The 26,107-nt window shown below is 32.9% G+C and carries 18 protein-coding genes; 11 read left to right on the top strand and 7 right to left on the bottom strand.

What is annotated here, in order from left to right; all coding sequences use genetic code 11:
* Window positions 1-2 precede the first annotated feature (2 nt).
* From D6T69_RS10945 to D6T69_RS10935, 3 genes are read left to right on the top strand one after another with little or no spacing between them, the layout of a single operon-like run.
* Window positions 3-1,382 carry a hypothetical protein gene (locus D6T69_RS10945; RefSeq protein ID WP_125067767.1) on the top strand — a complete coding sequence of 460 codons (1,380 nt, stop codon included), beginning with the start codon at window positions 3-5 and terminating at the stop codon, window positions 1,380-1,382.
* A 12-nt stretch (window positions 1,383-1,394) separates the two neighbouring features.
* Window positions 1,395-2,843: a hypothetical protein gene (locus D6T69_RS10940; protein WP_125067766.1), complete on the top strand. Its 1,449-nt coding sequence runs from the start codon at window positions 1,395-1,397 to the stop codon at window positions 2,841-2,843.
* Window positions 2,844-2,862: 19 nt separating this feature from the next.
* Window positions 2,863-5,241 (top strand): outer membrane beta-barrel family protein, encoded by a 2,379-nt coding sequence (locus D6T69_RS10935; protein ID WP_240628303.1) that lies wholly within the window; start codon window positions 2,863-2,865, stop codon window positions 5,239-5,241.
* Window positions 5,242-5,462: 221 nt separating this feature from the next.
* Here D6T69_RS10935 and D6T69_RS10930 read toward each other — a convergent pair whose 3' ends face one another.
* The 6 genes from D6T69_RS10930 to D6T69_RS16005 form a co-directional block, all read right to left on the bottom strand.
* Window positions 5,463-6,359: a leucine-rich repeat domain-containing protein gene (locus tag D6T69_RS10930; protein WP_125067765.1), complete on the bottom strand. Its 897-nt coding sequence runs from the start codon at window positions 6,357-6,359 to the stop codon at window positions 5,463-5,465.
* Between the two features lie 143 nt (window positions 6,360-6,502).
* Window positions 6,503-6,934, bottom strand: a complete 432-nt coding sequence (locus D6T69_RS10925) for a hypothetical protein (RefSeq protein ID WP_206197809.1) — start codon at window positions 6,932-6,934, stop codon at window positions 6,503-6,505.
* Entirely contained in the window at window positions 6,934-7,287 is a 354-nt protein-coding gene (locus tag D6T69_RS10920; RefSeq protein WP_125067764.1) for a hypothetical protein, read from the bottom strand. Before D6T69_RS10920 ends, D6T69_RS10925 begins: the two co-directional genes overlap by 1 nt.
* A 260-nt stretch (window positions 7,288-7,547) precedes the next feature.
* The gene (locus D6T69_RS10915) at window positions 7,548-8,543 is read right to left on the bottom strand and encodes a metal-dependent hydrolase (RefSeq protein ID WP_125067763.1); all 996 of its coding nucleotides are present in this window, start codon (window positions 8,541-8,543) and stop codon (window positions 7,548-7,550) included.
* A gap of 24 nt (window positions 8,544-8,567) precedes the next feature.
* Window positions 8,568-9,365, bottom strand: coding sequence for a hypothetical protein (locus D6T69_RS10910; protein WP_125067762.1), 798 nt, complete (start codon window positions 9,363-9,365; stop codon window positions 8,568-8,570).
* A gap of 33 nt (window positions 9,366-9,398) precedes the next feature.
* A complete protein-coding gene (locus D6T69_RS16005; protein WP_164506719.1) occupies window positions 9,399-9,548 on the bottom strand; it encodes a hypothetical protein in 150 nt (49 codons plus the stop codon).
* Between the two features lie 355 nt (window positions 9,549-9,903).
* Between D6T69_RS16005 and D6T69_RS10905 the strand changes: the two genes are divergently transcribed.
* The 6 genes from D6T69_RS10905 (at window position 9,904) to D6T69_RS10880 (ending at window position 15,018) form a co-directional block, all read left to right on the top strand.
* Window positions 9,904-11,652 (top strand): helix-turn-helix domain-containing protein, encoded by a 1,749-nt coding sequence (locus D6T69_RS10905; protein ID WP_125067761.1) that lies wholly within the window; start codon window positions 9,904-9,906, stop codon window positions 11,650-11,652.
* Window positions 11,653-11,759: 107 nt separating this feature from the next.
* Complete coding sequence (locus D6T69_RS10900) at window positions 11,760-12,542, top strand: class I SAM-dependent methyltransferase (protein WP_125067760.1); 783 nt, start codon at window positions 11,760-11,762, stop codon at window positions 12,540-12,542.
* Between the two features lie 132 nt (window positions 12,543-12,674).
* On the top strand, window positions 12,675-13,049 hold the full coding sequence (locus D6T69_RS10895; RefSeq protein WP_125067759.1) for a hypothetical protein: 375 nt from the start codon (window positions 12,675-12,677) through the stop codon (window positions 13,047-13,049).
* A gap of 85 nt (window positions 13,050-13,134) precedes the next feature.
* Window positions 13,135-13,608, top strand: coding sequence for a nuclear transport factor 2 family protein (locus D6T69_RS10890; RefSeq protein ID WP_125067758.1), 474 nt, complete (start codon window positions 13,135-13,137; stop codon window positions 13,606-13,608).
* A gap of 42 nt (window positions 13,609-13,650) precedes the next feature.
* Window positions 13,651-14,274 carry a CatB-related O-acetyltransferase gene (locus D6T69_RS10885; RefSeq protein ID WP_125067757.1) on the top strand — a complete coding sequence of 208 codons (624 nt, stop codon included), beginning with the start codon at window positions 13,651-13,653 and terminating at the stop codon, window positions 14,272-14,274.
* Between the two features lie 15 nt (window positions 14,275-14,289).
* Window positions 14,290-15,018: an NAD(P)-dependent oxidoreductase gene (locus D6T69_RS10880; protein ID WP_125067756.1), complete on the top strand. Its 729-nt coding sequence runs from the start codon at window positions 14,290-14,292 to the stop codon at window positions 15,016-15,018.
* A 67-nt stretch (window positions 15,019-15,085) separates the two neighbouring features.
* Here the strand turns inward: D6T69_RS10880 and mnmE are convergent, their stop codons facing one another.
* Window positions 15,086-16,480 (bottom strand): tRNA uridine-5-carboxymethylaminomethyl(34) synthesis GTPase MnmE, encoded by a 1,395-nt coding sequence (gene mnmE / locus D6T69_RS10875; RefSeq protein WP_125067755.1) that lies wholly within the window; start codon window positions 16,478-16,480, stop codon window positions 15,086-15,088.
* 386 nt (window positions 16,481-16,866) lie between these two features.
* On the opposite strand from mnmE, the gene D6T69_RS10870 reads away from it, so the two are divergent.
* Window positions 16,867-17,343, top strand: coding sequence for a hypothetical protein (locus tag D6T69_RS10870; RefSeq protein ID WP_125067754.1), 477 nt, complete (start codon window positions 16,867-16,869; stop codon window positions 17,341-17,343).
* Between the two features lie 41 nt (window positions 17,344-17,384).
* Window positions 17,385-26,102, top strand: a complete 8,718-nt coding sequence (locus tag D6T69_RS10865) for a gliding motility-associated C-terminal domain-containing protein (RefSeq protein ID WP_125067753.1) — start codon at window positions 17,385-17,387, stop codon at window positions 26,100-26,102.
* Window positions 26,103-26,107: the final 5 nt, after the last annotated feature.

The raw sequence follows: 26,107 nt of genomic DNA, 5'->3' as shown, positions 1-26,107 counted from the left end.
AAATGAAAAAGAAATTATTGTTAGTACTTCTATTAATAGTAAGTTTGAGTGTAAAAGCTCAAAAAAAATATACATTTCAATTTGTAAGGCCTGGTTCAGGGTTTACAGGGGGATTATTTTTTAATGGAAAAACTGAAACATATCGTTATAGAGTGTACAATGGTAATACCTTATTAAAAGATAGTGGTATTTTAACTAGAGTTATTCCTACTACAGGTTTAGAAGTGTTCGATGGAAATATTGCATATGAAGTATTTGATCAAAGACCAACGCGAGTTATAACTTCATGGAGTGTTTCTGGAAGTAGTACACGTTGTGATAATGACATAACTATTGGAAGTGGAGATTGTGAGGTTAATAAAACAGGAGGACTTTTTGGCCAACCATCAGTAACATGCACAACGGTTAGGGTTTCAAACAATAATGTATTGAAAGTTTCTACGAATAATACTTTTTGTAGAAAAGAGAGTATAACTTTAACTTCTAATAGCTGTATACCACAACAGACGATTTCTTGGTATTATAGTTTGGATAATATTAACTATAAACCAACTTTTTTATCAACATCTACAACTAGTGGTAATAGCGTTATATTAGATTTAAAAGATATAAATATACCTCAATCATATGAAGGTCCTTTATATTTTAAAGGTATTGTTAGTATCACTACAGGGTTATTTGAATGGATAGAATCGGATTCAAACATTATAATTTATAATATTATTCCTTGCTCACCCGAGCTAGTACAACAACCTACTTCAATTACAACAAGCTGTAATTATAGTGAAGATGGTAGTTTTGCGTTTAGTGTTGATAGAGATTTGGTAGCTAATGAGAAGTTAATTGCTACTTTATATTACGAGTATACTACAGGGTATGATTTGGCTACGAACCCACAAAGAGAAATTACGAATTTGCAAGCCATGTCAGATGGTAGTTTTGGTTATTTGTGGAGTAAAGATTTGGCACCAGGTAAATATCAGTTAAAATACCAAACCTTAAAAGGTAGTGGAGGAATTAACCCAACGGATGGATCCTGGGCAAGTATAGTTCCTTCAGATGAATTCATAATAGGTAAACCTTCGAAAGTTGGTTTTCAAGTAACAGGTTCTGCAGACCAAAACTGCTTTAAGGTGAATGATGGCTATATAGATATTAGCGCCACTGGAGAAGATGGTAGAACTTTTTTATATCAATTAACAAAGGATGGAGTCATACAGTTTTTTAATGGTACTAGTTGGGTAAAATATGAAGGGAGTGATATTGATAATGAAACATGGTTTACGTTTACCAATGCAAAGAAAACAAGAATAAGTAATTTAAATAAAGGAGCATACAGCGTAAAAGTTAGAGACTCACAAAAATGTTTAGCTAAACAGTAAGGAAGAGAAAAAATGAAAAAGAGATTATTTATACTACTATTTTTGTGTAGTTTTTTAGGGTTTGGGCAAGAGTATGAACTTTGGGTATCTGGTGATGGGAGCTTTACTAATGTATATGATTATAGCTTTTGCGTAACAAGACAGCATTTTTTTATTCATTATAATGATGTAAATAGTGTTTTATATCCCAATAAAAAAATATTTGATACAGGTATTTATACTTTATCCTCTAATAAAAGTAATATTTCAGGAAATTATAAATTATCTAAAGATGGGGTTCCAGGTTGTGGAGCTGCATGTTCAGAAGAAGGAAGTTTTATCTTCCAAAAAATGCAAATGATATTTATAGGTAGAGTAGGTAATGTTGTAACTCTTGATTATTGTTATCCACTTAAGACAACCAATATACATAATGAAGATAGATTGTTACATCAATCAGCTGTTATCTTACCTAAATATGTACAACCAGAAGGTTTAGATAGAGAAAGAGTATTGAGTGATAAAATATTTACATCTTCGGTAAATAATTTTAATATTCCTGAAGCTAAAATTCCATATGTAAAATGGCAATATCAAACAGATAAAGACTTCGGGTTTAAAGATTTTCCAGAAGAAATTAAAAATATTTTTCCTATGAAAGCTACTATAGATGAAGTTTTAAAAGATGAAGTTTGGATTGATATTAACACAATAAAAAATATTAAAATAAAAAGGGTTTTTATACCTCCTGTAGTTACTCTCACTTCTACCATTTGGCCCACTCCATATACTCATACAACTCCTACGGTGGAATCGTCGATTATAATATTAGATATATTGAGACCGTCTCCAACATTAGATAGTGTTAAAACTCAAAGCTCAAGTTGTAATTATAAGGCAGATGGAGGTTTTACTTTAAATTTTAATAGAAATTTAAACTCAGAAGAATTGGTAATGACTTTGTACGATGGAACTGATGATAGTTTAATCTATGATCAAGAATATACATCAACTTTAACCAATAATTCGGGAGTCTATAGCTATACATGGAATAAGCCTTTAGATGCTGGAAGCTATAGAGTAAAATATCAAACACATACAGGTACCGGAGGAATAGATGAGGCAGATGATACTTGGAAAAGCCTTGAGTTTTCTGATTCATTCACGATTACTCCTGCAAGGCCCGTTGATTTCCAAGTAACAGGATCAGCAGATCAAAATTGTTTCAAGGTAAATGATGGCTATATAGATATTAGTGCTACAGGAGAAAGTAGTAGAACTTTTTTATATCAATTAACAAAGGATGGGGTCATACAGTTTTTTAATGGTACCAGTTGGGTAGACTATACCGGTAGTAATGTGGAGGACGAAACTTGGTTTCCGTTTACCAATGCACAGACAACAAGAATAAATAAGTTAAATAAAGGGGCATACAGCGTAAAAGTTAGAGACTCAAAAAAGTGTTTAGCAAAACAGTTATAAAAAAGAAAAGAATATTTTAATGATTACAATGAGGGGGCAAACACTAAAAGTAGTAGTGTTTATTTTAAGCATATTTTTTGCTGAAAGTATAGTAGGACAACAATTAGATTTTGAGAATATAGGAAGAGGAAAACCATTTAAAGTTAGCGGAAATATCGCTGCTAACTCTGTGTTTTATTCATCCAATCAAAATAGTGCAAGAGCACCATTTACCTATTTTTTACAAGGAAGCTTAAATTTTAATATTTATGAATTTTCAATTCCTGTAAGCTATAGCTTTTCTAATCAAGGAGGCGATTTAGAATATCAATTACCATTTAGTTTTAATCGTTTGAGTCTGCACCCTAAATATAGATGGATACAAGCCCATATTGGAGATGTAAGTATGAGTTTTTCTCCATATACGTTGGCAGGACACCAATTTACTGGAGGTGGAGTTGATTTAACTCCTAAAGGAAGTTTTACTTTTTCAGCAATGTATGGTCGATTATTAAAAGCTACTGAAGATTCAGATGACAACAGAACACAACCTGCTTTTAAACGAATGGGATATGGAGCTAAAGTAGGGTTTAAAAAAGAAAAATATAGCTTAGAATTAATTGGTTTTTATGCAAAAGACAAGATAAACTCAATAAGTGCAGTACCAGAAGAAAAAAAGGTGTTACCAAAAGAAAACCTGGTGCTAAGCATGTCAGGAACTGTAACTGTAATAGATGGACTTCGTTTTAAAGGAGAGTACGCTTCAACGGCTATTACACAAGATCTTAGAGCAGAAAAAGTAAGTCATAGTAACGGAGTAGCAGGTTTATTATTCAACAATAGAGCTTCAACAGAACATTACAAAGCATTTAAAACAGAAATGGAATATAGCTTTGATAAATATAGATTTGGAGTAGGCTATGAGCGTATAGACCCAGGATATCAAACATTAGGAGCTTATTATTTTAATAATGATTTTGAAAATATTACACTGAATGGTAATACCACTTTATTTAATAATAAAATAAGTTTAGGGTTTAATATAGGATACCAACGAGATGATTTAGCCAATCAAAAAGAGACCAATACTAGTAGAACAGTTGGAAGTGTTAATGCAACATTTACTATGAGTAAAAAAGTAAATATAACAGGAAGCTATTCTAACTTTTCTACCTATACAAATAATAAGCTAGATCAGTTTGAGATTATAAATGATGATAATTTGTTAGATAATCAAGAAGAACGATTTAATTATAAGCAGTTATCTCAAAATGCCAACGTTAATGTAAGTTATATTTTAGAAAACAGTAAAACAAGAAGACAAAACCTAAATACAAATTATTCATTAGCGACAGTAGCTAATGCTGAAAATGGAATTGTACGTATAGGTAATGGTTCAACATTTCATAATTTTAATACTTCCTATACATTAGGATTACCACAAAGAAAAATTAATATAACATCTGCTTTAAATACTACTTATAATACTATTGGAAGAGATGAATCCTATACATGGGGACCAACAGTAGCAGTTAACAAAAAATTTCTAAAAGATAAATTAAACACAACACTGAGTACTTCTTATAATCAAAATAATAACAAAACAAATAAGGCAAGTGCAACAAACTTTAGATTGAATGCAAATTATGTATATAGAGAAAAGCATAATTTTAATTTAAGTGCTATTCAATTATTTAGAAATACTTCTTTAAAGAATACCCAAGACTTAACAGTTACTTTCGGTTACAATTATGCTTTTGACTTATCTGCAAAAAAGAAAGCAAAAGTAGAGAGAGTTCGAGGGGAGTTTAGTTTTTCTTATAAGGAACATACATTTACAGGAGAGCCTAATGAAATAACTCCAGAGGTATTAATTATAGGAAAGGCAAAAAGGTTTGAGGAGATAAAAAAAGTAAATAAAATAGCAGATAAACTTTTAGTTTTAGAACAAGAGTTAAAAGATGCTGAGCTAAAATCTAAAAATAAGTATAAGAAAAAGGCAATTGAGTATTTAAATCATTTACATAATAATCAAGACTATATAAATACATATTATGAATTAGCTTTTAAAGGACTTGAGAAGTTGTACCGTGATGCTAAAAGGGTAGAATGGTCGGTAGAGCAGAAATATAAAACAGCTTTATCCATGTATAATAAATCAAGCAGAAAAGATAGTAAAAAGATGCAATTGTTTTTAGAAAAAAGAAAGTCAGCATACAAAGCAAATAAGTATATGCTAGAGCAGTTAGAAAATTTAAAGAAGGAAGATTTGTACAAAGAAGATGGAGACTTTTATAAATTCAAGGATACACACATAAATACTATTTTAACAATGCTAGAAGAGGGTAGAACAAAAATGGAAGTTTCTATTTTTCTTGAAATAGCTTTTGCCAAAATGTTTCATACACTAAGTGAATAAAGTGTAAAATGAAAGCAATTTAGATTAAAAGTATTGATTTGAGAATATACTTTTGATCACCAATAAAAAAAGATAATGATAGAAGGCTAATTAATAGGTGTTCTAATTTTTTTAAAGGAGAAATAGTAGTTTTTTATGACTATTAGACCTCTATCATTATATCTTTAAGGCAAAAATTAAAAAAAGGGAAAAGGTTATGACATTATTATCATAAAATTTTATTAATCACAGCTAGTGTTAAATTCTTGGTAGTCAGATTTAGAAAACATAGGGATATTTTGACCATTATGAATCTTAATGCAGAATAAGTTAGGATTAGCATTAACAGTTAAGCGATCCAAATTCAACAACCCGCTTATATCGAGTGATGTAAGTAAATTACTAGAACAATACAATACTTCAATATTATTGTTAGATTTTAAGTCGATATTTTGAAGCTTGTTATCAGATAAAGCTAAAACTTCTAAAGCTTTATTAGTGGTAAAATCTACTTCTAAAATCTTATTATTTTGCGCCAAAATGGTTTTTAAGTTTACTGCTTTTTTTACATCTAAAGACACTAGGGAGTTATCTCTAACATTTAAAGTTTCTAAATTGGGATTATCAATACTTAACGTTTCTAATAAATTATAGTATAGACTTAACGATTTTAGATTCGTGGCATTTTTTAATCCAGTAATACTACCCAATTCATTTACATCTAGGTCCAACTTGATTAACTCTGTATTGTTACTCAAGTCAATATTTTTAAGCAAATTCCCAGCAAGTACCAATGTATCTAACCGTTTATTAAACCTCAAGTCTACAGTGGTTAAATTGTTTCCTGTGGCATATAATCTTTTCAGATTAGTAAATCCTTCAATACCTGTTAGGTTTGTAATTATACCATCATTAGATGAGTTTAAATCAAGGCTGATAATTCCTAATGCGTCACTTTTTAATAGTTGTTGATTGACAATACCATCTGAATCTATCCCCAGATTGATTAGTTTGGTCTCAAATTGTGCATCGGGAATGTTTAAATATTTTTGCTCTTCAATATTATCATCACTAGAACATGAAATAAAAAGGCAATATGATATAAGAATAAAACTTAAAGGTTTTAAATAACGTTTCATAGATAAGATTTTAATTTTTTTGAGATAACAAAATTCGGGAATAAACTGTTTACAAAACTTAATTTAACTTAATTTTTTGAGCTTTATTAATTATAAAATCAAATACAAGTGTAAGTGTTTGTTTTTTAGTAGTAAAGCTGTGTTTAAGAAGAAGTTTTAGATATTTTTTGAAGTAAAATCTTTTTCTTTTTTGAAATTTTTGAATGTCTAATAAGGTTATTTAGTCCAATAATAACTAAAATAGATATACAAGCAGCCGTTCCTAATGCGCCTCCATAACCATTGAAAAAAGTAGGGCTAACTGTATAAATAAAACCAAAAATAATTCCAGCGAAAACAATTGAAGTATAGTTACGAGTAAGTTTGCTAGATGTCATACCAACAAAAGAGGCACCAAAAAACACCCAAGGAATTTGATTGGCTATATCTTCAGAAAAAAGAGAACATGTACTTGCAACAAAAAGAGTGAGTAGGGCAGAAGCTCTAACAGGGCCTTGTTTATATTTAGTACTGACTAAAAAAGTTAGAAAAGCCCCAAGAACACTTGTTAAGTAGATTGGTAAAATAGTAAGCATTATGAGATAATTAAAAGTAATAAAGAGGAAATAACAACACTACCAAAAGCAAGAGTACCTAGTTTACCACCGACCCCATGAAACAGATTTTTTGAAAACATATAAAAAATACCAGCTATTATACCTGCAATAATTATAAAGCTATAATCAATAGCAACGTGTTTTTGCGACATTCCTACAAAACAACTACAATACATAGCATTGGGAATATTTTGTAAAACCTGTGACTTTTTGTTTACATTAGGTAAAAAAGAAGCAATTGTTCCAATAAGTGCTGCCGCCAAAACAGAATTCAAGCTAGTAAATAGGTGCAGGTAATTTGTAAGCAGAGCACCAGCTATAACAAAAATCATTACATAGAAAGGTTCAAAATCTACTTCTTTAATTCTAAAGAATTTTATGTAGGTGTAAATTATGAGAGTAGTAATAAGTGTTGTTAAAAATATTACCGTAAAAATATTTTTGTGCTCTAGCAATAACGCAGTAATAAATGCGAATTGAGTAAGAACTAAAAAAATGATTGAAAAAAAATGAAAATATTTATGTCTCAAACCTGAGTAGCGCTACTTTATAATAGAACTACAAATTTACTACATATATAGTGATTTTTCAATTAATTTCCCTGAATTCTTACCCAAAGATCTTTTAATAATTGCTTAGCTTTTTCACGATTCCTAGGAACTTCATTTATAATAGTTTTATCATGTTTTTTAACTATTTCAAAGCTAAATGCAAACTGTTGAAAGTTAGGTGCTACACTTAGTAGTCCGAAACGCAAATCATTTAAGTAAAGAGCATTGTTTTTTTCTGAAATAGTATACCAACCTTTGGTAATTTTAATAAGCCGTTTTACTGTGATATCGTCTTTGTAAGCTTCTAATAAATGATGGTTTTTAGGGTAGGAATAAAACTCGATAGGTTTGGTATCAAAAAAAGAATAGTATCCAATTAGGTAAGCATTATCTGTTTCAACATTAGCAGACCATAAAATGGTGTTAAAAGGTGTAGGTTTGGTTTCTATTTCTTTATAAGCTATTCCTTGTTCTTTTAAAGCATGTGTAAATTTAGCATAAGTAACCCCCTTGATAATAATGGTAATTACCATATAAGAACTACTTACTATAAGTCCGAGGTTGTTATACTTTCTTCTTTTTTTAGACTCTTTAGGTTGAAACATTGTCATTAATAAAAACACTAAAAAAGGTATTGTATATAGTGGATCGATAACAAAAATATTTTTGAAGGCTAACCGTATGTCCAAAGGCCAAAAAAGTTGGGTACCCCAAGTAGTATGAGCATCGAGAATAGGATGTGTTAAGAATCCCCAAAACATAAGCTTTGCCCATTCTTTAGTGGAGGCATTTTTTTCATACAACGAAATTAGCCACCCAAAAATCCATCCAAAAACAATTGCAAAAAAAACAGAGTGTGTAAAACCTCTGTGTATTTCAAGCGCTGTAACAGTGTCGAAAAACTTACCAATATACACATCCAAATCAGGTATAGTACCAGCGATAGCACCATAAAGCATTACTTTATTACCAACTTTTTTCCCTAATACAGCCTCTCCAACTGCAGCACCAAGAACAATTTGTGTAAGTGAATCCATAAAACAAAAATACTTATAAAACTATTAGAAAATAGAATTGTAATATTCATCAACCCATTCTAATGGGTATTTATCATATAAGTCGTTAAGAAGTAACTTGTTTGCTTTTGATGTTTTAAAATCTTTATAAAAACTGCCAAGAATCCAAACTGTTTCTCTAGGCAAGTTTGTGTTATGAAATCCTAAAAGAACTTGTTTAGAGGTTTCAGAAGAGTCAACCAATAGTAGAACCAACGCTCCAGCTGTTTCAAAATTGAATTGATTAAAGAAAGGAGTCATTTTTTGAGCTCTTCTTAAGAGTATAGGATTCTCCAAGAAAAGCGAAGCTTTTAATTTTCTTCGTAAACTAGGATAACTGGTATAAGAGTTAATTTTGGTAACAAATTTTAAAGTTTCTAAAAACTCATTATATTTTGTGTTATAGAGATTTTCTATGTTATTAGGAGAATTAACGCCAAAAAGAAAAAATACTTTACTAGGTTTTAAAACATTAATATTATGTCCTTTTCCAATTGAAGATAGTGCTTTCTCAACTCCCTTTAAGAAGAGAGGGTAGTTGTTTTCTTTTACTTTTATAATAGTACCTAACCTAGCTGAGTGAAAATAGGCATCAACTATTTTTTGTTTATCAATTCCTTTCAAAGCTTTTGTTAAAGTAGCATTAATATCATAATGACGATAGGGATAGAATTTACCTTGAAATTCATATTGTAAAGCTTCATTTTCACTTTCTATAAATAGATCAATAATTTTACTAGTTGTAAGTTTTCCTGTAGTTTGATATTTTTTTTCTTGTGACTGTATTATTGTATCTTTTTCCATCTATGAGCTGTTTTTTATTAATTGTTGAAGTTTTTAATGAAAAATAATAGCGGCTTTATTACTAATAAGATGCTTAGTAACTTTAAATAATTCGCCCCAAACTAACTTTTCTCTCCAGAAGCTGTTTTCTTCATTCATTTTCTTAAAGCTAGCAAGAACTCCGCTAGTAATGTATACTCCCATCTTCAGTTACAGTTTATAATTAATTGTAAAATTATAAATTTAAGTAAGTGGATAGAAATCTGTTTTATAAGCGTAGGGAATCGTTATAAATTTGAAAAATTAAGTTTACTTCCCCGGTGCAAAAAGTAATTTGTTTGAAAAAATCAATATGTTCAGGTGATTTAGATGGAGCAATGGTATAAGATTTTGCTTTCTTTTGTTTGTTTATTTCTATTGAAATAGTTAGCTATTAATCTTAAGAAGTTTATATTACACCATGGATGATTGGGGTACAAAGTACCAAAACAAATAATATTAAGAGTTGAAGTATACAGGTATAAATAATAAAAGTATTGCAGTTCTTCCATTTGAGAATATGAGCTCAAGTATAGAGAACGAATATTTTTGTGATGGTTTAACAGAAGAAATAATTAATGCTCTTGCCAAAATAAAAGAGTTATCTGTAATCAGTAGGGCATCTTCGTTCTATTTTAAGAATAAGAAAACAACTACAAAAGAAATTATAGAAAAGTTAGGGGTTGCAACATTTATTGGAGGAAGTGTAAGATTGTCTAAAAAGAAAATGAGGATTACCGTTCATATGATCGACACGGTTAATGATTTTCTTTTTTGGTCTGAAACTTTTGATAGAGATTTAGAGGATATTTTTAAAGTACAAGATGAAATAAGTTTATTTATTGCAGAGAAATTACGAGAGTATATTGGACATATTGAAATTGAAGACAAACTAGTTGAACCATTAAATCTTTCTATAAATACGTATAGAGAATATTTAAAAGGACGTTATTATTTGATGAAGTTTGATTATGAGAGCACTTTGAAATCAATCAAGATATTTGAAGAAATCATTAATGAAAAACCAAATTTTCCTAATCCTTATTTGGATATAAATCAAGGATATGCTTATCTAGGGACTATGGGGTTGTTACCGGCTGACGAAGCATTTCAAATAGCGCAGCCTTATTTGAAGAGAGCTTTAGAATTAGATTTAAGTTCACCAAGATCTCAATTAAATTTATCATGGATAGAATGCTGGCAAAATTGGGATTTGCAAAAAGCATATGAACATGCTAATAATGCTTTAGAAATACAATCTACAGATGAAGTTTATCTAACTATCTCTAGCTATTTAACAGTTGAAGGAAAATTAGGTCCTGCACAAAACTATATCAATAAAGCGTTAGAGCTAGACCCTTTTTCTGCAATAAATCATCATTATAAAGGATATATATATTATTTACAGCAAGATTATAAAAAAGCAATACAATTTTTGCAAAAATCTTTAACCTTTAATTCAGTTTTACCTTTTCCTCCTATTTATATTGGTCAAAGCCTATTGTTATCTGGTAAATTTAATGAGGCTTTAGAGTATTTTGACGGTCTTAAGGGAGTGTCTTTAAAAGATCTTACTAAATTGGGAGGAAAGACAATGTCTTATGCTTTTTTAGGTGATGTCTCAAAATGTCACATTGGCATAAGAGAGTTGGAAACTTATTTAAACACTGAATTAATGGGGAAAGCATTGACATTTTTGGTGTTGACAAATGTGTTGTTAGGTAATTATGAAGAAGCTATTGATTATGTAGAATTAGCTTATAAGAATAAATTGCCTATAATTTTATTATTTAACACAGAACCTATATTAAAACCGATAAAAAATCATAAAAGGTTTAAAAAGATAATGATTCAAGCAATTAGCGATAATAGTAATTATACCCCGATAAAACGTTATAGGCACTCTTTGCTTCATACTGAAGACATCTCTAAATATGTAAAGGAAATGGAACAGGTAATGATGGAAAATAAGTTATATTTAAATCCGAATTTATCATTAAAGGATCTGGCTTCATACATTGAACTTCCTACTAACTATGTTTCTCAATTATTAAACCAAGGGGTTAATAAAAATTTTTCTGAATATGTGAATACCTTTAGGTTAAATGAGTTTAAAGAACGAGTAATTTTTGACGAGAATAAAAATGTAACTATTATGAGTATAGCTTATGATAGTGGGTTTAACTCTAAAACTGTTTTTAACACATTCTTCAAGAAAAAAGAAGGAATTACACCAAATACTTATTTAAAGATTAAAAGAAGAAATTAGTTCTGATTTTAAAATCAGAACTTTTATCATATATCCTTAAAGTAATTTTGATTAACGAAAAAAGCTTATTTATTCAAAAATCAATAAAGACTTTATAAATCGATAGTATGATTAAATACGATAAAATAGGAAACAATTATAACAGCACAAGAAAAGCGGATAAGAAGCTAACAGAAAACCTAATTCGTCTTTTAAGTCCTTCCAGAGAAGGTGTTTATCTAGATATAGGTTGCGGTACAGGTAATTATACCCATGAAATCCAAAAAAGAGGGTTTCAATTCATAGGAATGGATCCTTCTGAAACGATGCTTAAAGAAGCAAAAGAGAAAAATAAAAATATAACTTGGAAAATAGGTACAGCAGAAAAAACAAGTTTGCTTAAGAACTCTGTCAATGGAATTATTGGTACACTAACTATTCACCATTGGAACAATTTAAATCTAGGGTTTCAAGAGTTGTATTCAGTTTTAAGAAACAAAGGTAAAGTTGTTATTTTTACCTCTACACCTATACAAATGAAAGGTTATTGGTTGAATCATTATTTCCCAAAAATGTTAGCCGATTCAATAACGCAAATGCCATCACTAGAAAGTATAAAGCGTGCAATGAGTAATGCAGGTTTTACTAATATTAAGACTGAAAATTATTTTATTGAACCGAATATTGAAGATAAGTTTCTTTATTGTGGAAAGCATAATCCAGAACTTTACTTTGACGAACAAATAAGGCATGGTATTTCTTCTTTTTCTTCTCTAGCTAATAAAGAAGAGGTTGTCATGGGTTTATCTAAACTAAGAGAGGATATTGATTCGGGTAAGATAAAAGATGTAATGAAATCTTATGAGAATAATCTGGGAGATTATCTGTATGTAGTTGCTGAAAAACAATAAGCTTAGCTAAAAATGAAAGTAACCAATGTTCATCACAGAACTTATAGCATTCCTATTGAAAAAATAACCGAATTATTTGACACTCTTTCAGGTAAAAATGATAAAGTTTGGCCTGTAGAAAAATAGCCTCGAATGATTTTTAAAGAAGGAATTAAGGGAGGAGCTTCAGGAGATCATGGCCCTATTCGTTACACAGTTGAGAAATACAACCCAAAAGAACTCATTCAATTTCGTTTTACGAAGCCTTCTGGTTTTATAGGAACTCACAGATTCGAAATCAAAGAAATTCAAAATAATCAAACCCAAGTCACTCATATAATTGAAATGAATACTAAGGGTACTGGTACTATAATTTGGTTATTTGCTATTCGTTCTTTACATAATGCATTATTAGAAGATTGTTTAGATAAAATTGAAAATAATTTCAATAAAATTAAAGTACATACGAAATGGAACTGGTATGTGAAATTTATAAGAAATACCTTTAAATTAAGTTCTAGAAAATGAAAGACATAAAAGTTATTAGAGATTCTAGTAGTTTCGACAGATCTGAATAAACTTGGTTTACCGATAACAAAAAATCAATGTAAAAATGAAAAAAAGTATATTCCTTTTTTTAAGCTTACTAATTTTAAATCAATCATGTAAAGTGGAAACATTAAATCCCGTAAAAAAAGAAGAAATTATAAATTCTTCTTATAAAGTCATAGAACAAGTGTTTGAATACTCTAACAACTTAGATTTCAAATCTGGGTTAAATCATTACTCAGATGATCCTAATGCCTTTTACATTAACGATGGAATAAAAAGTTCTTTAAATGATTTAAAAAAATCATATAGCGAAATAGGTCCTTATGTGGAAGAGTTACAAAACACCATTGAAAGTTGGAATGCTTATGTTTTATCTCAAGATGTAGTGGTGTTTACACTTCAAGTTAAACTAAAATTTAAACTAAAGGAAAAGCCCGAAATGAAAAAACGCTTCTTTTGGACGGCAACCGTGCAAAAACAAAATGAAAGTTGGGTAATCGTGCAAAGCCATGATTCTAACATGAGTTCTGAATAAAAGTCGCTTACCTTTTTAATTATTTCAAAATAAAAGCTAAGTATGAAAGTACCTGATAAGAATAATAAATTCCCTTTAAAGAACTATAATAAACTCTGTTTCTTAAAGAATGTTATTAAGAATCCCAATATTATTGTTGGTGATTATACATATTATGATGACTTTGAAACCGTTGAGAATTTTGAAAAGAACGTTAAATATCTTTTTGACTTTACAGGAGACAAGTTAATCATAGGTAAATTTTGTATGATAGCGTCAGATGTTACATTTATTATGAATGGAGCTAATCACCTTAGTAAGTCTATATCAAGTTATCCTTTCGCTATTTTTGGTGAAGATTGGTCTTCAGCTATGGAGGGTAAAGAATATCCTTACAAAGGAAATACTGTTGTTGGTAATGATGTTTGGGTAGGATATGGAGCAACCATAATGCCTGGAGTTACTATTGGAGATGGAGCGATTATTGCAAGTAGAGCAGTGGTTACAAAAAATATTGAGCCTTATACCATTGTAGGCGGGAATCCTGCTAAAACAATTAGAAAAAGATTTTCAGAAGAGGAAATAAAAAAGTTATTAAAGTTAGAATGGTGGAATTGGGAAGTTGAAAAAATAACCCAGAATATTCAACATTTAACTGATAATAAAATAGACAATCTACAATTATAACCATACCAATAAAGCATGACTACTTTAGTATTGGGTGCTAGCGGCGCTACAGGAAAACAACTGGTTGAACAACTTCTAATAAAAAAATCTAATATTAAAATTATTGTAAGAGATATCAATAAAATCCCTAACTCATGGAAAAGCAATAACAATATAGTAGTCATAGAAGCAAGTGTTTTACAGTTAAACAATGAAGAAATAAATAAAATTGTTTCAGGTTGTAATGCTGTTGCCTCTTGCATAGGTCACAATTTAAGCTGGAAAGGCGTATATGGTCAACCAAGAAAACTGGTAACAGATGCTGTGCGTTTAATTTGCAATGCTATTAAGGAAAACGCTCCCAATAACTCCATTAAGTTTGTACTTATGAACACAGCAGGTAATCGTAATAGAGACCTGAAAGAACCTCTTTCGTTTAAACATAGACTAGTTGTTTCTCTACTTCGCTTGTTATTGCCTCCTCATGTCGATAATGAAGCTGCGGCTGATTATTTAAGAACAGAAATTGGTCAAAACAATAGTTTTATTGAATGGGTGGCAGTTAGACCTGATAACTTAACCAATAGTGATAATGTTTCTAAATATGAAATCTATCCTTCACCTATTAGAGATGCCATTTTTGATGCAGGTAAAACAAGTCGGATTAATGTAGCTCATTTTATGGCAAATCTAATTACAGATGATAAAGCTTGGGCTAAATGGAAAGGACAAATGCCAGTGATTTATAATTCTTTATCAGAGTAGTATAAAATAATAATATTTAGATTGTTATACTACTTTTAGATAAAATAAAATCCTACTAAAGGAAAATCTATTTCCCGATACAGAAGTTCCCGAAAATGTGACCTAAAATATCCTTATCTACATCATATTCACCAGTAATATTTCCTAAATGACGTAAGCACTCACGAATATCTATGGCAAATAAATCAGAAGAAATATCTAACTCAATACCATTTTTAACAGAATTGATACTTTCCAAAGCTAAAGTCAACGCTTCAAAATGACGAGAGTTGGTAACAATGGTTTCATTATTACTCAAAGCTCCAGTATTGACTAATGAAATAAGTTCTTGTTTTAACTCGTCAACTCCAATATTTTGTTTTGCAGAAAGTAAAATTAAATTTTCAATTTCTGATTGTAAAATAGATGAATCGTGACATGACAAGGTGTCTATTTTATTGGCGATTACCAATAAACGTTTGTTTGGAAAACGTTGGTGTATAGTCTCAATTTCCTCTAAAAATAAGTCTTTAGAATGTATATACTTATTGGAGTCAATTAAAAATATAATTAATTGTGCGTTTTCTGCTTTTTCATATGCTTTTTTGATACCGATGTTTTCAACAACATCTTCAGTTTCTCTAATTCCTGCAGTATCTATAAAACGGAAAACAACACCATCAATAATTAATTCGTCTTCAATCGCATCACGAGTAGTACCAGCAATATCAGATACAATAGCTTTTTCTTCGTTTAGTAAGGCGTTTAATAAAGTAGATTTACCAACGTTTGGTTCTCCTATAATAGCTACAGGAATACCATTTTTCATAGCATTTCCAAAAGCAAAAGAATCAATCAATCGTTTTAGAACAGCAGAAATTTTAGCTACTAATTCTTTAAACTTGGTTCTATCAGCAAACTCTACATCTTCACCAGAAAAATCGAGTTCTAACTCAATTAAAGCTGCAAAATCTAGTAGTTGAGCTCTTAATTCTTTTAGTTCATTGGTAATACCCCCACGCATTTGTTGAATAGCCATTTGATGAGAAGCAGCAGAGTTAGAAGCAATCACATCAGCCACAGCTTCCGCTTGCGATAAATCCATTTTACCATTTAAAAAGGCACGCATGGTAAATTCACCATTATCGGCCATTCTACAACCATTTTGTAAAAAAAGCTGAATAATTTCTTGTTGAATGAAACTAGAACCATGACATGATATTTCTACGACGTCTTCACCTGTATAAGAATGTGGGTTTTTAAAAATAGACACTAGAACTTGATCAATAACCACTCCATTATTTACAATATGCCCTAAATGTAGGGTATGGGATTTCTGATTTAATAATGACTTATTTTTCTTTACAGAAGTGAAAAATGAATCTACAATTTTTATTGATTTTTCTCCTGAAAGTCTAATAACGGCGATAGCACCAACCCCTGCTGGTGTTGCTAAAGCAATAATTGTATCGTTTTGTATCATACTGCAAAATTACCTAATTAAAAAGGAAGTATAATGAAATACAATGAACATATTTTTTTACCTGTAAGAGTATAAGGGAAAAACCCCTTTTTTAACATTTCATTTTTTTTACCTAAAAATAAGTACTACTTTTGATATAACAGTTTTTAGAACTTAAAAAACGTTAATCCCTATAGAATAATACTACTATACCCATTCAGTATTATTTTAGTTTCCTCAAAAAATTTTTATTGTAGATTCTTGTGTGTTTATAGTATTACATTCTAGTAATGCTCAAAATGCATAACCCTTAATTACCCTACCCCATTTTATACCACCCCACCTAAGGTTAGATATACAATCTTTGATTGTTTGTATTAGTAGTATAATAATTAAAAACAAGTGATATGAAAAAAAATACTATTCAAAAATTATTGTATTTATTCTTTTTATTCAGTGGTTTAACTCTATGGTCACAAGGTTTAACTGAACTTTCAGTAATTTCTCATAGTGAAAAACCAGACTATGAAAGAGTACACATACATAAATTAAAAATTAAGAATAATAGCTCAGTAGAAAAAAGGTATCGTTTTTCTATAAATAACATACCTTGTAATAATCAAAAGAATATAGAAACTGTATTAGAGTACTCATTACTGGATGAAAAAAAGAAACCTATTACAGGAGCATTTAAAGTACTACCTAAAAGAAGTAAAGCACTTTATTTAAAAATTACTAAACCTTACAATATCAACTTAGGAAGTTGGAATTGTGTAGAGTTTCTAGTAAATGACCTTCAAGAGCAAATGTCAATGCAAAAAGCAGCAGTCTCTAGTAAGATTACTATAAAAACATACATACCCAATCAAAGTAATGACAATTAGACTATTTAGATAAGATTGTTATTATTAAAAACTTAGAGAACATGAAAAAAATTACTAGTTTTATTTTACTTTTTATAGTGGTTTTTCTCGTTGCTGGAGGAAGATTAGAAGCTCAAATAAAAAAAGGGTTTCAACCAAGATTTTCAGAAGCAGTTAAAGGAAATGTAACATTAATAGCGAATAACGTTTTATCAAGAAATAAAACAACAAGCTATACAGGAAATGATGGAAACCATGACTTTAGTAATAACGTTTTTGTTGATATAGATAACGATGCAAGTACATTCAATTCAAGTAGTGCAAATTTATCTAATCCAGAGCCAACAGTTAGTTGTTTAAGTATAAAAAAAGCATATTTATACTGGGCAGCAGCTGATAAAGAAGAGGACGACCCTTCTGATGAACCAAACTGGGATTACAATAAAATAAAATTGCAATTACCAGGAAGTTTAGGTTATACAACTATAACAGCCGATGATGTTATTTATAGAGGAAGAGACGAGGTAGGTCACTTTGTTAATGACCCATATATTTGTTTTAAAGACATCACAAATGAAGTAAAAGCTTTGGCAACACCCTATGGGACTTATCAAGTAGCTAATGTTAGGGCAAAGGAAGGAAGTTTGACTTCACATGGTGGAGGAAATACAGGAACTTCTGGAGGTTGGCAAATAGTATTTGTATATGAAAGCCCCACTTTACCAGCAAAAAATATATCGCTTTTTGATGGTTACGCCCATGTTACAAGTAGTGTTAATAATTTTGAAATTGGATTTAGTGGCTTTCAAACAGTACCAACAGGAGATGTAGATGTAGATGTAGTAATAGGTGCTTTAGAAGGAGATAGAGATTTATCAGGAGACAGGTTACAAATAAAAAATACCAGTAACAATTGGGTAGATTTATCATATAGTTTAAGGAGTGCAAGCAATTTTTTTAATAGTAGAATAGCTAAAAATGGAAGTAACTTTATAGATAGAAATCCAGCTAGTACTAATACTTTGGGATTTGATGCAGATGTATTTGCTCTTAGTAATCCAGGAAACAGTATAATAGCTAACAATCAAACTTCTGCGACAATAAGATTAACATCAAACCAAGAAACATACGGACTCTTTTTAATAGGTTTATCTGTTGATGTTTGGAAACCAGATTTAGCACCATTAATATTATCAAGCTCAACAAATACTAGTAGTGTAGAAGACACTGTTAGTTTTTCAGTCAATATAGAAAACAATGGTAATGACAATGTAAAAGACTTAAAAATAGAAACAACAATACCTCAAGAAGTAGATTTAATAGAACCAATAACAGGGTTACCTTTTGGAGTTACTTATAGCTATAATACGACAACTAGATTATTAACCTTTAATGCTATTGATGGAATTACAGATGTAGGAGATACACCATATAGTTTAAGTTTTCAGGTGAAAGTAAAAGAACAATGTTATTTTCTAGAAGAAATGTGTTCCGATAAATTTCAAATGCAATTAGTAGCAACTTATGCAGGAGAAGAAAATAATAGTACACAAACTACTTTAAGTTCTAAATCAGTTGATTCTTGTGGTATAGGAGATAATTTACCTAATGAGATAAGTATTAACCAACCTGACGAGGCTAATTGGACAACTACAGTCGGTTCATTAGATAGAACAGTGTTTTGTGACGATGGTGCTGCCCTAGCTGCAGCACAATTACTTAAGCCAGAGGCTAGTTGTGATTTAACAATAACCAAAATACCTGGAAGTTTTGAGGCTTCAACAACTAATTGTCCTGTTATAGGAACATATACTAATACTTGGACATTTACAGATAGTTGTGGAAGAACAAGTGGACAATTTACCCAAACCATTACAGTAACCGATACCACTGCACCCGTATTATCAGCAACACCAGCCGATGTAAGTGTCGACTGTGAAGCCATCCCATCAGTACCAACCATTACCGCAACCGATAACTGTGATAGCGTAGTAGATGTAGTATTCACTGAAGTAAGCAATACAGTAGTAGACGGCTGTGGAGAAATCGTACGCCAATGGGAATCAACCGATAACTGTGGTAACACGGTAAGTCATACCCAAACCATCACAGTAACCGATACTACAGCACCCGTATTATCAGCAGAACCAGCCGATGTAAGTGTCGACTGTGAAGCCATACCAGCAGTACCAACCATCACCGCAACCGATAACTGTGATAGCGTAGTAGATGTAGTATTCACTGAAGTAAGCAATACGGTAGTAGACGGTTGTGGAGAGATTGTACGCCAATGGGAATCAACCGATAACTGTGGTAACACGGTAAGTCATACCCAAACCATCACAGTAACCGATACCACTGCACCCGTATTATCAGCAGAACCAGCCGATGTAAGTGTCGACTGTGAAGCCATACCAGCAGTACCAACCATCACCGCAACCGATAACTGTGATAGCGTAGTAGATGTAGTATTCACTGAAGTAAGCAATACGGTAGTAGACGGTTGTGGAGAGATTGTACGTCAATGGGAATCAACCGACAACTGTGGTAACACGGTAAGTCATTCCCAAACCATCACAGTAACCGATACCACTGCACCCGTATTATCAGCAACACCAGCCGATGTAAGTGTCGACTGTGAAGCCATACCAGCAGTACCAACCATCACAGCAGCCGATAACTGTGATAGCGTAGTAGATGTAGTATTCACTGAAGTAAGCAATACAGTAGTAGACGGCTGTGGAGAAATTGTACGTCAATGGGAATCAACCGATAATTGTGGTAACACGGTAAGTCATACCCAAACCATTACAGTAACCGATACCACTGCACCCGTACTATCAGCAACACCAGCCGATGTAAGTGTCGACTGTGAAGCCATACCAGCAGTACCAACCATCACCGCAACCGATAACTGTGATAGCGCAGTAGATGTAGTCTTTACCGAAGTAAACAATACGGTAGTAGACGGCTGTGGAGAGATTGTACGTCAATGGGAATCAACCGACAACTGTGGTAACACGGTAAGTCATACCCAAACCATCACAGTAACCGATACTACAGCACCCGTATTATCAGCAGAACCAGCCGATGTAAGTGTCGACTGTGAAGCCATACCAGCAGTACCAACCATCACCGCAACCGATAACTGTGATAGCGTAGTAGATGTAGTATTCACTGAAGTAAGCAATACGGTAGTAGACGGTTGTGGAGAGATTGTACGCCAATGGGAATCAACCGATAACTGTGGTAACACGGTAAGTCATACCCAAACCATCACAGTAACCGATACCACTGCACCCGTATTATCAGCAGAACCAGCCGATGTAAGTGTCGACTGTGAAGCCATACCAGCAGTACCAACCATCACCGCAACCGATAACTGTGATAGCGTAGTAGATGTAGTATTCACTGAAGTAAGCAATACGGTAGTAGACGGTTGTGGAGAGATTGTACGTCAATGGGAATCAACCGACAACTGTGGTAACACGGTAAGTCATTCCCAAACCATCACAGTAACCGATACCACTGCACCCGTATTATCAGCAACACCAGCCGATGTAAGTGTCGACTGTGAAGCCATACCAGCAGTACCAACCATCACAGCAGCCGATAACTGTGATAGCGTAGTAGATGTAGTATTCACTGAAGTAAGCAATACAGTAGTAGACGGCTGTGGAGAAATTGTACGTCAATGGGAATCAACCGATAATTGTGGTAACACGGTAAGTCATACCCAAACCATTACAGTAACCGATACCACTGCACCCGTACTATCAGCAACACCAGCCGATGTAAGTGTCGACTGTGAAGCCATACCAGCAGTACCAACCATCACCGCAACCGATAACTGTGATAGCGCAGTAGATGTAGTCTTTACCGAAGTAAACAATACGGTAGTAGACGGCTGTGGAGAGATTGTACGTCAATGGGAATCAACCGACAACTGTGGTAACACCGTAAGTCATACCCAAACCATTACAGTAACCGATACCACTGCACCTGTATTATCAGCAACACCAGCCGATGTAAGTGTCGACTGTGAAGCCATCCCATCAGTACAAACCATTACCGCAACCGATAACTGTGATAGCGTAGTAGATGTAGTCTTTACTGAAGTAAGCAATACGGTAGTAGACGGCTGTGGAGAGATTGTACGTCAATGGGAATCAACCGACAACTGTGGTAACACGGTAAGTCATACCCAAACCATTACAGTAACTGATACCACTGCACCCGTACTATCAGCAGAACCAGCCGATGTAAGTGTTGACTGTGAAGCCATACCAGCAGTACCAACCATCACAGCAACCGATAACTGTGATAGCGCAGTAGATGTAGTCTTTACCGAAGTAAGCAATACGGTAGTAGACGGCTGTGGAGAGATTGTACGTCAATGGGAATCAACCGACAACTGTGGTAACACGGTAAGTCATACCCAAACCATTACAGTAACCGATACTACTAACCCAGATTTTACAGTACCAGTAGATATTACAATTTATAAAGATGATAATTGTACTTATGATGCTAGTATTGGAATCACTGGCGATGTTACCAATGAATCTGATAATTGTGATACAACTTTAGATGCTAGTTATAGTGATGTAGAATCGGCAGGAACCTGTGAAGGAGAAGTAATAATTACTCGTACATGGAGTCTTACTGATAACTGCGGGAATACAACTGAAAAAGTTCAAACAATAACAGTTAAAGACAATACAGCACCAATTATAGACGAAACAAACAAAAATAATATAGATATAGAATGTGGAGTAGGAGATACAGAAACTACGTTACAAGATTGGTTAAATAGCAATGCAGGAGCTACAGCAACCGATAACTGTAGTACTGTAACATGGACCAATAATTATGGAGATGATACCTCTGTAAAATGTGATGGAAGTTATATCACAGTAACTTTTACTGCAACAGATGCTTGTGGAAACTTTAGTACTACAATAGCAGGATATTTAATTAAAGATGAGACAGCACCCACAATAACTCAGCAACCATCAGATAAAACTGTAGAGTGTGATGGAGCAGGAAACATAGCAGAGTTAAATAATTGGTTAGCAACTAATGGAGGAGCGACAGCGACAGATGATTGTAGTATTGTAACATGGAGTAATAATTATACAGCTTTAACATACACCTGTAGTTTTACAGGAGAAGTAGAGGTAGTTTTTACAGCAAAAGATGCTTGTGGAAACACTGTAAATACAACTAGTGCTAAGTTCACCATAGAAGACACAGTAGCACCAGAGTTTGTAGAGACTTTACCAGCGGCAGAAATTACTGTAAGTTGTGATAACATTCCAGTAATGGAAACTTTAACAGCGACAGATAATTGTGATGCATCAGTAACGGTAATTCCAAGCGAAGTAACCAGTGGAGATGACGATGCTTGTGGATCAGAATATTTGATTACAAGAAAATGGACCGTATCAGATTGTTCAGGAAACACAACAACACATATTCAGGTAATTACAGTAGAAGATACTACAGCGCCAGAGTTTGTAGAGATTTTACCAGCGGCAGAAATCACCGTAAGTTGTGATAACATTCCAGCAATGGAAACCTTAACAGCGACCGATAATTGTGATGCTTCTGTAACAGTAATTTCAAGTGAAGTAACCAGTGGAGATGACGATGCTTGTGGATCAGAATATTTGATTACAAGAAAATGGACAGTATCAGATTGTTCAGGAAACACAACAACACATATCCAAGTAATCACAGTAGAAGATACAGTAGCGCCAGAATTTGTAGAGACTTTACCAGCGGCAGAAATTACTGTAAGTTGTGATAACATTCCAGTGATGGAAACCTTAACAGCGACAGATAATTGTGATGCTTCAGTAACGGTAATTCTAAGTGAAGTAACCAGTGGTGATGACGATGCTTGTGGATCAGAATACTTGATAACAAGAAAGTGGACCGTATCAGATTGTTCAGGAAACACGACTACCCACATTCAGGTAATTACTGTAGAAGATACAGTAGCACCAGAATTTGTAGAGACTTTACCAGCGGCAGAAATTACGGTAAGTTGTGATAACATTCCAGTGATGGAAACCTTAACAGCGACAGATAATTGTGATGCTTCAGTAACGGTAATTCCAAGTGAAGTAACCAGTGGAGATGACGATGCTTGTGGATCAGAATACTTGATAACAAGAAAGTGGACCGTATCAGATTGTTCAGGAAACACGACTACCCACATTCAGGTAATTACTGTAGAAGATACAGTAGCACCAGAATTTGTAGAGACTTTACCAGCGGCAGAAATTACGGTAAGTTGTGATAACATTCCAGTGATGGAAACTTTAACAGCAACCGATAATTGTGATGCTTCAGTAACGGTAATTCCAAGTGAAGTAACCAGTGGAGATGACGATGCTTGTGGATCAGAATATTTGATTACAAGAAAATGGACAGTATCAGATTGTTCAGGAAACACGACTACCCACATTCAGGTAATTACTATAGAAGATACTACAGCGCCAGAGTTTGTAGAGACTTTACCAGCGGAAGAAATTACGGTAAGCTGTGATAACATTCCAGTAATGGAAACCTTAACAGCAACCGATAATTGTGATGCTTCTGTGACAGTAATTCCAAGTGAAGTAACCAGTGGAGATGACGATGCTTGTGGATCAGAATATTTGATTACAAGAAAATGGACAGTATCAGATTGTTCAGGAAACACGACTACTCATATCCAAGTAATCACAGTAGAAGACACAGTAGCACCAGAATTTGTAGAAGAATTACCAGCAGATACAACGGTAAGTTGTGATGCAGTTCCAGCAGCGGTAATTTTAACAGCAACCGATAACTGTGATGCATCCGTAACTGTAAATTACTCAGAAGAGTTTACAGGACAAGATGATGAATGTGCATCAGTATATACAATTACAAGAACTTGGGCAGTTCAAGATTGTGCAGGTAATAGTACATTACATACTCAAGTAGTAACAGTTGAAGACACAGTAGCACCAGAATTTGTAGAGGAATTACCAGCAGATACAACAGTAAGTTGTGACGCAATTCCAGTAGCAGTAATTTTAATCGCAACCGATAACTGTGATGCATCCGTAACTGTAAATTATTCAGAAGAGTTAGCAGGACAAGACGATGAATGTGCATCAGAGTATACAATTACAAGAACTTGGGCAGTTCAAGATTGTGCAGGTAACAGTACATCACATACTCAAGTAGTAACAGTTGAAGATACTACCGCACCAGAGTTTGTAGAGACTTTGCCAACAGATACAACAGTAAGTTGTGACTCAATTCCAGCGGCAGTAGTTTTAACAGCAACCGATAATTGTGATACTTCTGTAACTGTAAATTACTCAGAAGAATTTTCAGGACAAGACGATGAATGTACATCAGAGTATACGATTACAAGAACATGGGAAGTACAAGATTGTGCAGGTAATACCACATCACATACTCAAGTAGTAACGGTTGAAGATATTACGGCACCAGAATTTGTAGAGACTTTGCCAACAGATACAACAGTAAGTTGTGACGCAATTCCAGCAGCAGTAGTTTTAACCGCAACCGACAATTGTGATGCCTCTGTAACTGTAAACTATACAGAAGAGTTTTCAGGACAAGATGATGCCTGTGCATCAGAGTATACGATTACAAGAACTTGGACAGTACAAGATTGTGCAGGTAATACCACATCACACACTCAAGTAGTAACAGTTGAAGATACTACCGCACCAGAATTTGTAGAGACTTTACCAACGAATGTAACAGTAAGTTGTGATGCAATTCCAGAAGCTGTAACATTAACAGGTACAGATAATTGTGATTCTGAAGTAACAGTTGTATATTTAGAAGAGCTTTCTGGACAAGAAGAAGGATGTGCATCAAAATATACAATTACAAGAACTTGGACAGTAGAAGATTGTGCAGGAAATAGCACATCACATACTCAAGTTATAACAATAGAAGATAATGAAGCGCCGACCTTGGTGTCAACATTAGAAGATATAACTATAGAGTGTGATAATGTACCTGAAGTTCCAACTTTAGAGTTCACAGACAATTGTTCTTCAAATGTAACACAAACAAACTTTGAAGAGACAAGCACATTTGATGGAAGTGATAGTGATTATACAATCACAAGAACATGGACAGTAGCAGATGATTGTGGTAATACAGCTGAATTTGTACAAAATATTACTGTAACGGTAAAGACCTCGGTAACTGAAGTTGCAGATTCTAAATGTACCGAAGATGGAATAATTGACTTGAATGACTATTTAGCAAATCAAAGCGAAGATGGAACTTGGGAAGTAACTCAAGGAAGTGTAACAGTATCTGATGATGGAAGTTTTGATCCGTCAGGATTAAACTTAGGAGATTACATATTTACATATACATCACCAAATAATGGATGTTTAATAGCAACAAAAGTTACCATTAATATAAACGACGATTGTATAGTATTACCATGTGGACAAGAAGATGTGGTAATCTCAAAAGCAGTAACCCCTAATGGAGATTCATGGAATGAATTTTTTGAAGTTACAGGAGTAGAATCCTGTGGATTCATAGCCAATGTACAAATATTTAACCGTTGGGGAGCCAAAGTATTTGAATCTAGCAATTATGCAAATAATTGGAACGGAACTTCAGACGGATCTACGTTTGGAGGAGCTGAAAGACTACCAGCCGGTACATATTACTACATTGTAATATTAGAAAATAGTGGGTTAAAACCATTTACAGGAGCAATTTACTTAGGAACCAAATAATATTA

The sequence above is a fragment of the Tenacibaculum singaporense genome (assembly GCF_003867015.1).
Taxonomy (GTDB): domain Bacteria; phylum Bacteroidota; class Bacteroidia; order Flavobacteriales; family Flavobacteriaceae; genus Polaribacter; species Polaribacter singaporensis.
This window is presented reverse-complemented; position numbering and strand designations above follow the sequence as displayed.

Bases quoted from the DNA above. Each gene is read 5' to 3' on its own strand.
- D6T69_RS10945 (WP_125067767.1), top strand. From the start codon at position 3: ATGAAAAAGAAATTATTGTTAGTACTTCTATTAATAGTAAGTTTGAGT.
- D6T69_RS10940 (WP_125067766.1), top strand. From the start codon at position 1,395: ATGAAAAAGAGATTATTTATACTACTATTTTTGTGTAGTTTTTTAGGG.
- D6T69_RS10935 (WP_240628303.1), top strand. From the start codon at position 2,863: ATGATTACAATGAGGGGGCAAACACTAAAAGTAGTAGTGTTTATTTTA.
- D6T69_RS10930 (WP_125067765.1), bottom strand. From the start codon at position 6,359: ATGAAACGTTATTTAAAACCTTTAAGTTTTATTCTTATATCATATTGC.
- D6T69_RS10925 (WP_206197809.1), bottom strand. From the start codon at position 6,934: ATGCTTACTATTTTACCAATCTACTTAACAAGTGTTCTTGGGGCTTTT.
- D6T69_RS10920 (WP_125067764.1), bottom strand. From the start codon at position 7,287: ATGATTTTTGTTATAGCTGGTGCTCTGCTTACAAATTACCTGCACCTA.
- D6T69_RS10915 (WP_125067763.1), bottom strand. From the start codon at position 8,543: ATGGATTCACTTACACAAATTGTTCTTGGTGCTGCAGTTGGAGAGGCT.
- D6T69_RS10910 (WP_125067762.1), bottom strand. From the start codon at position 9,365: ATGGAAAAAGATACAATAATACAGTCACAAGAAAAAAAATATCAAACT.
- D6T69_RS16005 (WP_164506719.1), bottom strand. From the start codon at position 9,548: ATGGGAGTATACATTACTAGCGGAGTTCTTGCTAGCTTTAAGAAAATG.
- D6T69_RS10905 (WP_125067761.1), top strand. From the start codon at position 9,904: ATGAGCTCAAGTATAGAGAACGAATATTTTTGTGATGGTTTAACAGAA.
- D6T69_RS10900 (WP_125067760.1), top strand. From the start codon at position 11,760: ATGATTAAATACGATAAAATAGGAAACAATTATAACAGCACAAGAAAA.
- D6T69_RS10895 (WP_125067759.1), top strand. From the start codon at position 12,675: ATGATTTTTAAAGAAGGAATTAAGGGAGGAGCTTCAGGAGATCATGGC.
- D6T69_RS10890 (WP_125067758.1), top strand. From the start codon at position 13,135: ATGAAAAAAAGTATATTCCTTTTTTTAAGCTTACTAATTTTAAATCAA.
- D6T69_RS10885 (WP_125067757.1), top strand. From the start codon at position 13,651: ATGAAAGTACCTGATAAGAATAATAAATTCCCTTTAAAGAACTATAAT.
- D6T69_RS10880 (WP_125067756.1), top strand. From the start codon at position 14,290: ATGACTACTTTAGTATTGGGTGCTAGCGGCGCTACAGGAAAACAACTG.
- mnmE (WP_125067755.1), bottom strand. From the start codon at position 16,480: ATGATACAAAACGATACAATTATTGCTTTAGCAACACCAGCAGGGGTT.
- D6T69_RS10870 (WP_125067754.1), top strand. From the start codon at position 16,867: ATGAAAAAAAATACTATTCAAAAATTATTGTATTTATTCTTTTTATTC.
- D6T69_RS10865 (WP_125067753.1), top strand. From the start codon at position 17,385: ATGAAAAAAATTACTAGTTTTATTTTACTTTTTATAGTGGTTTTTCTC.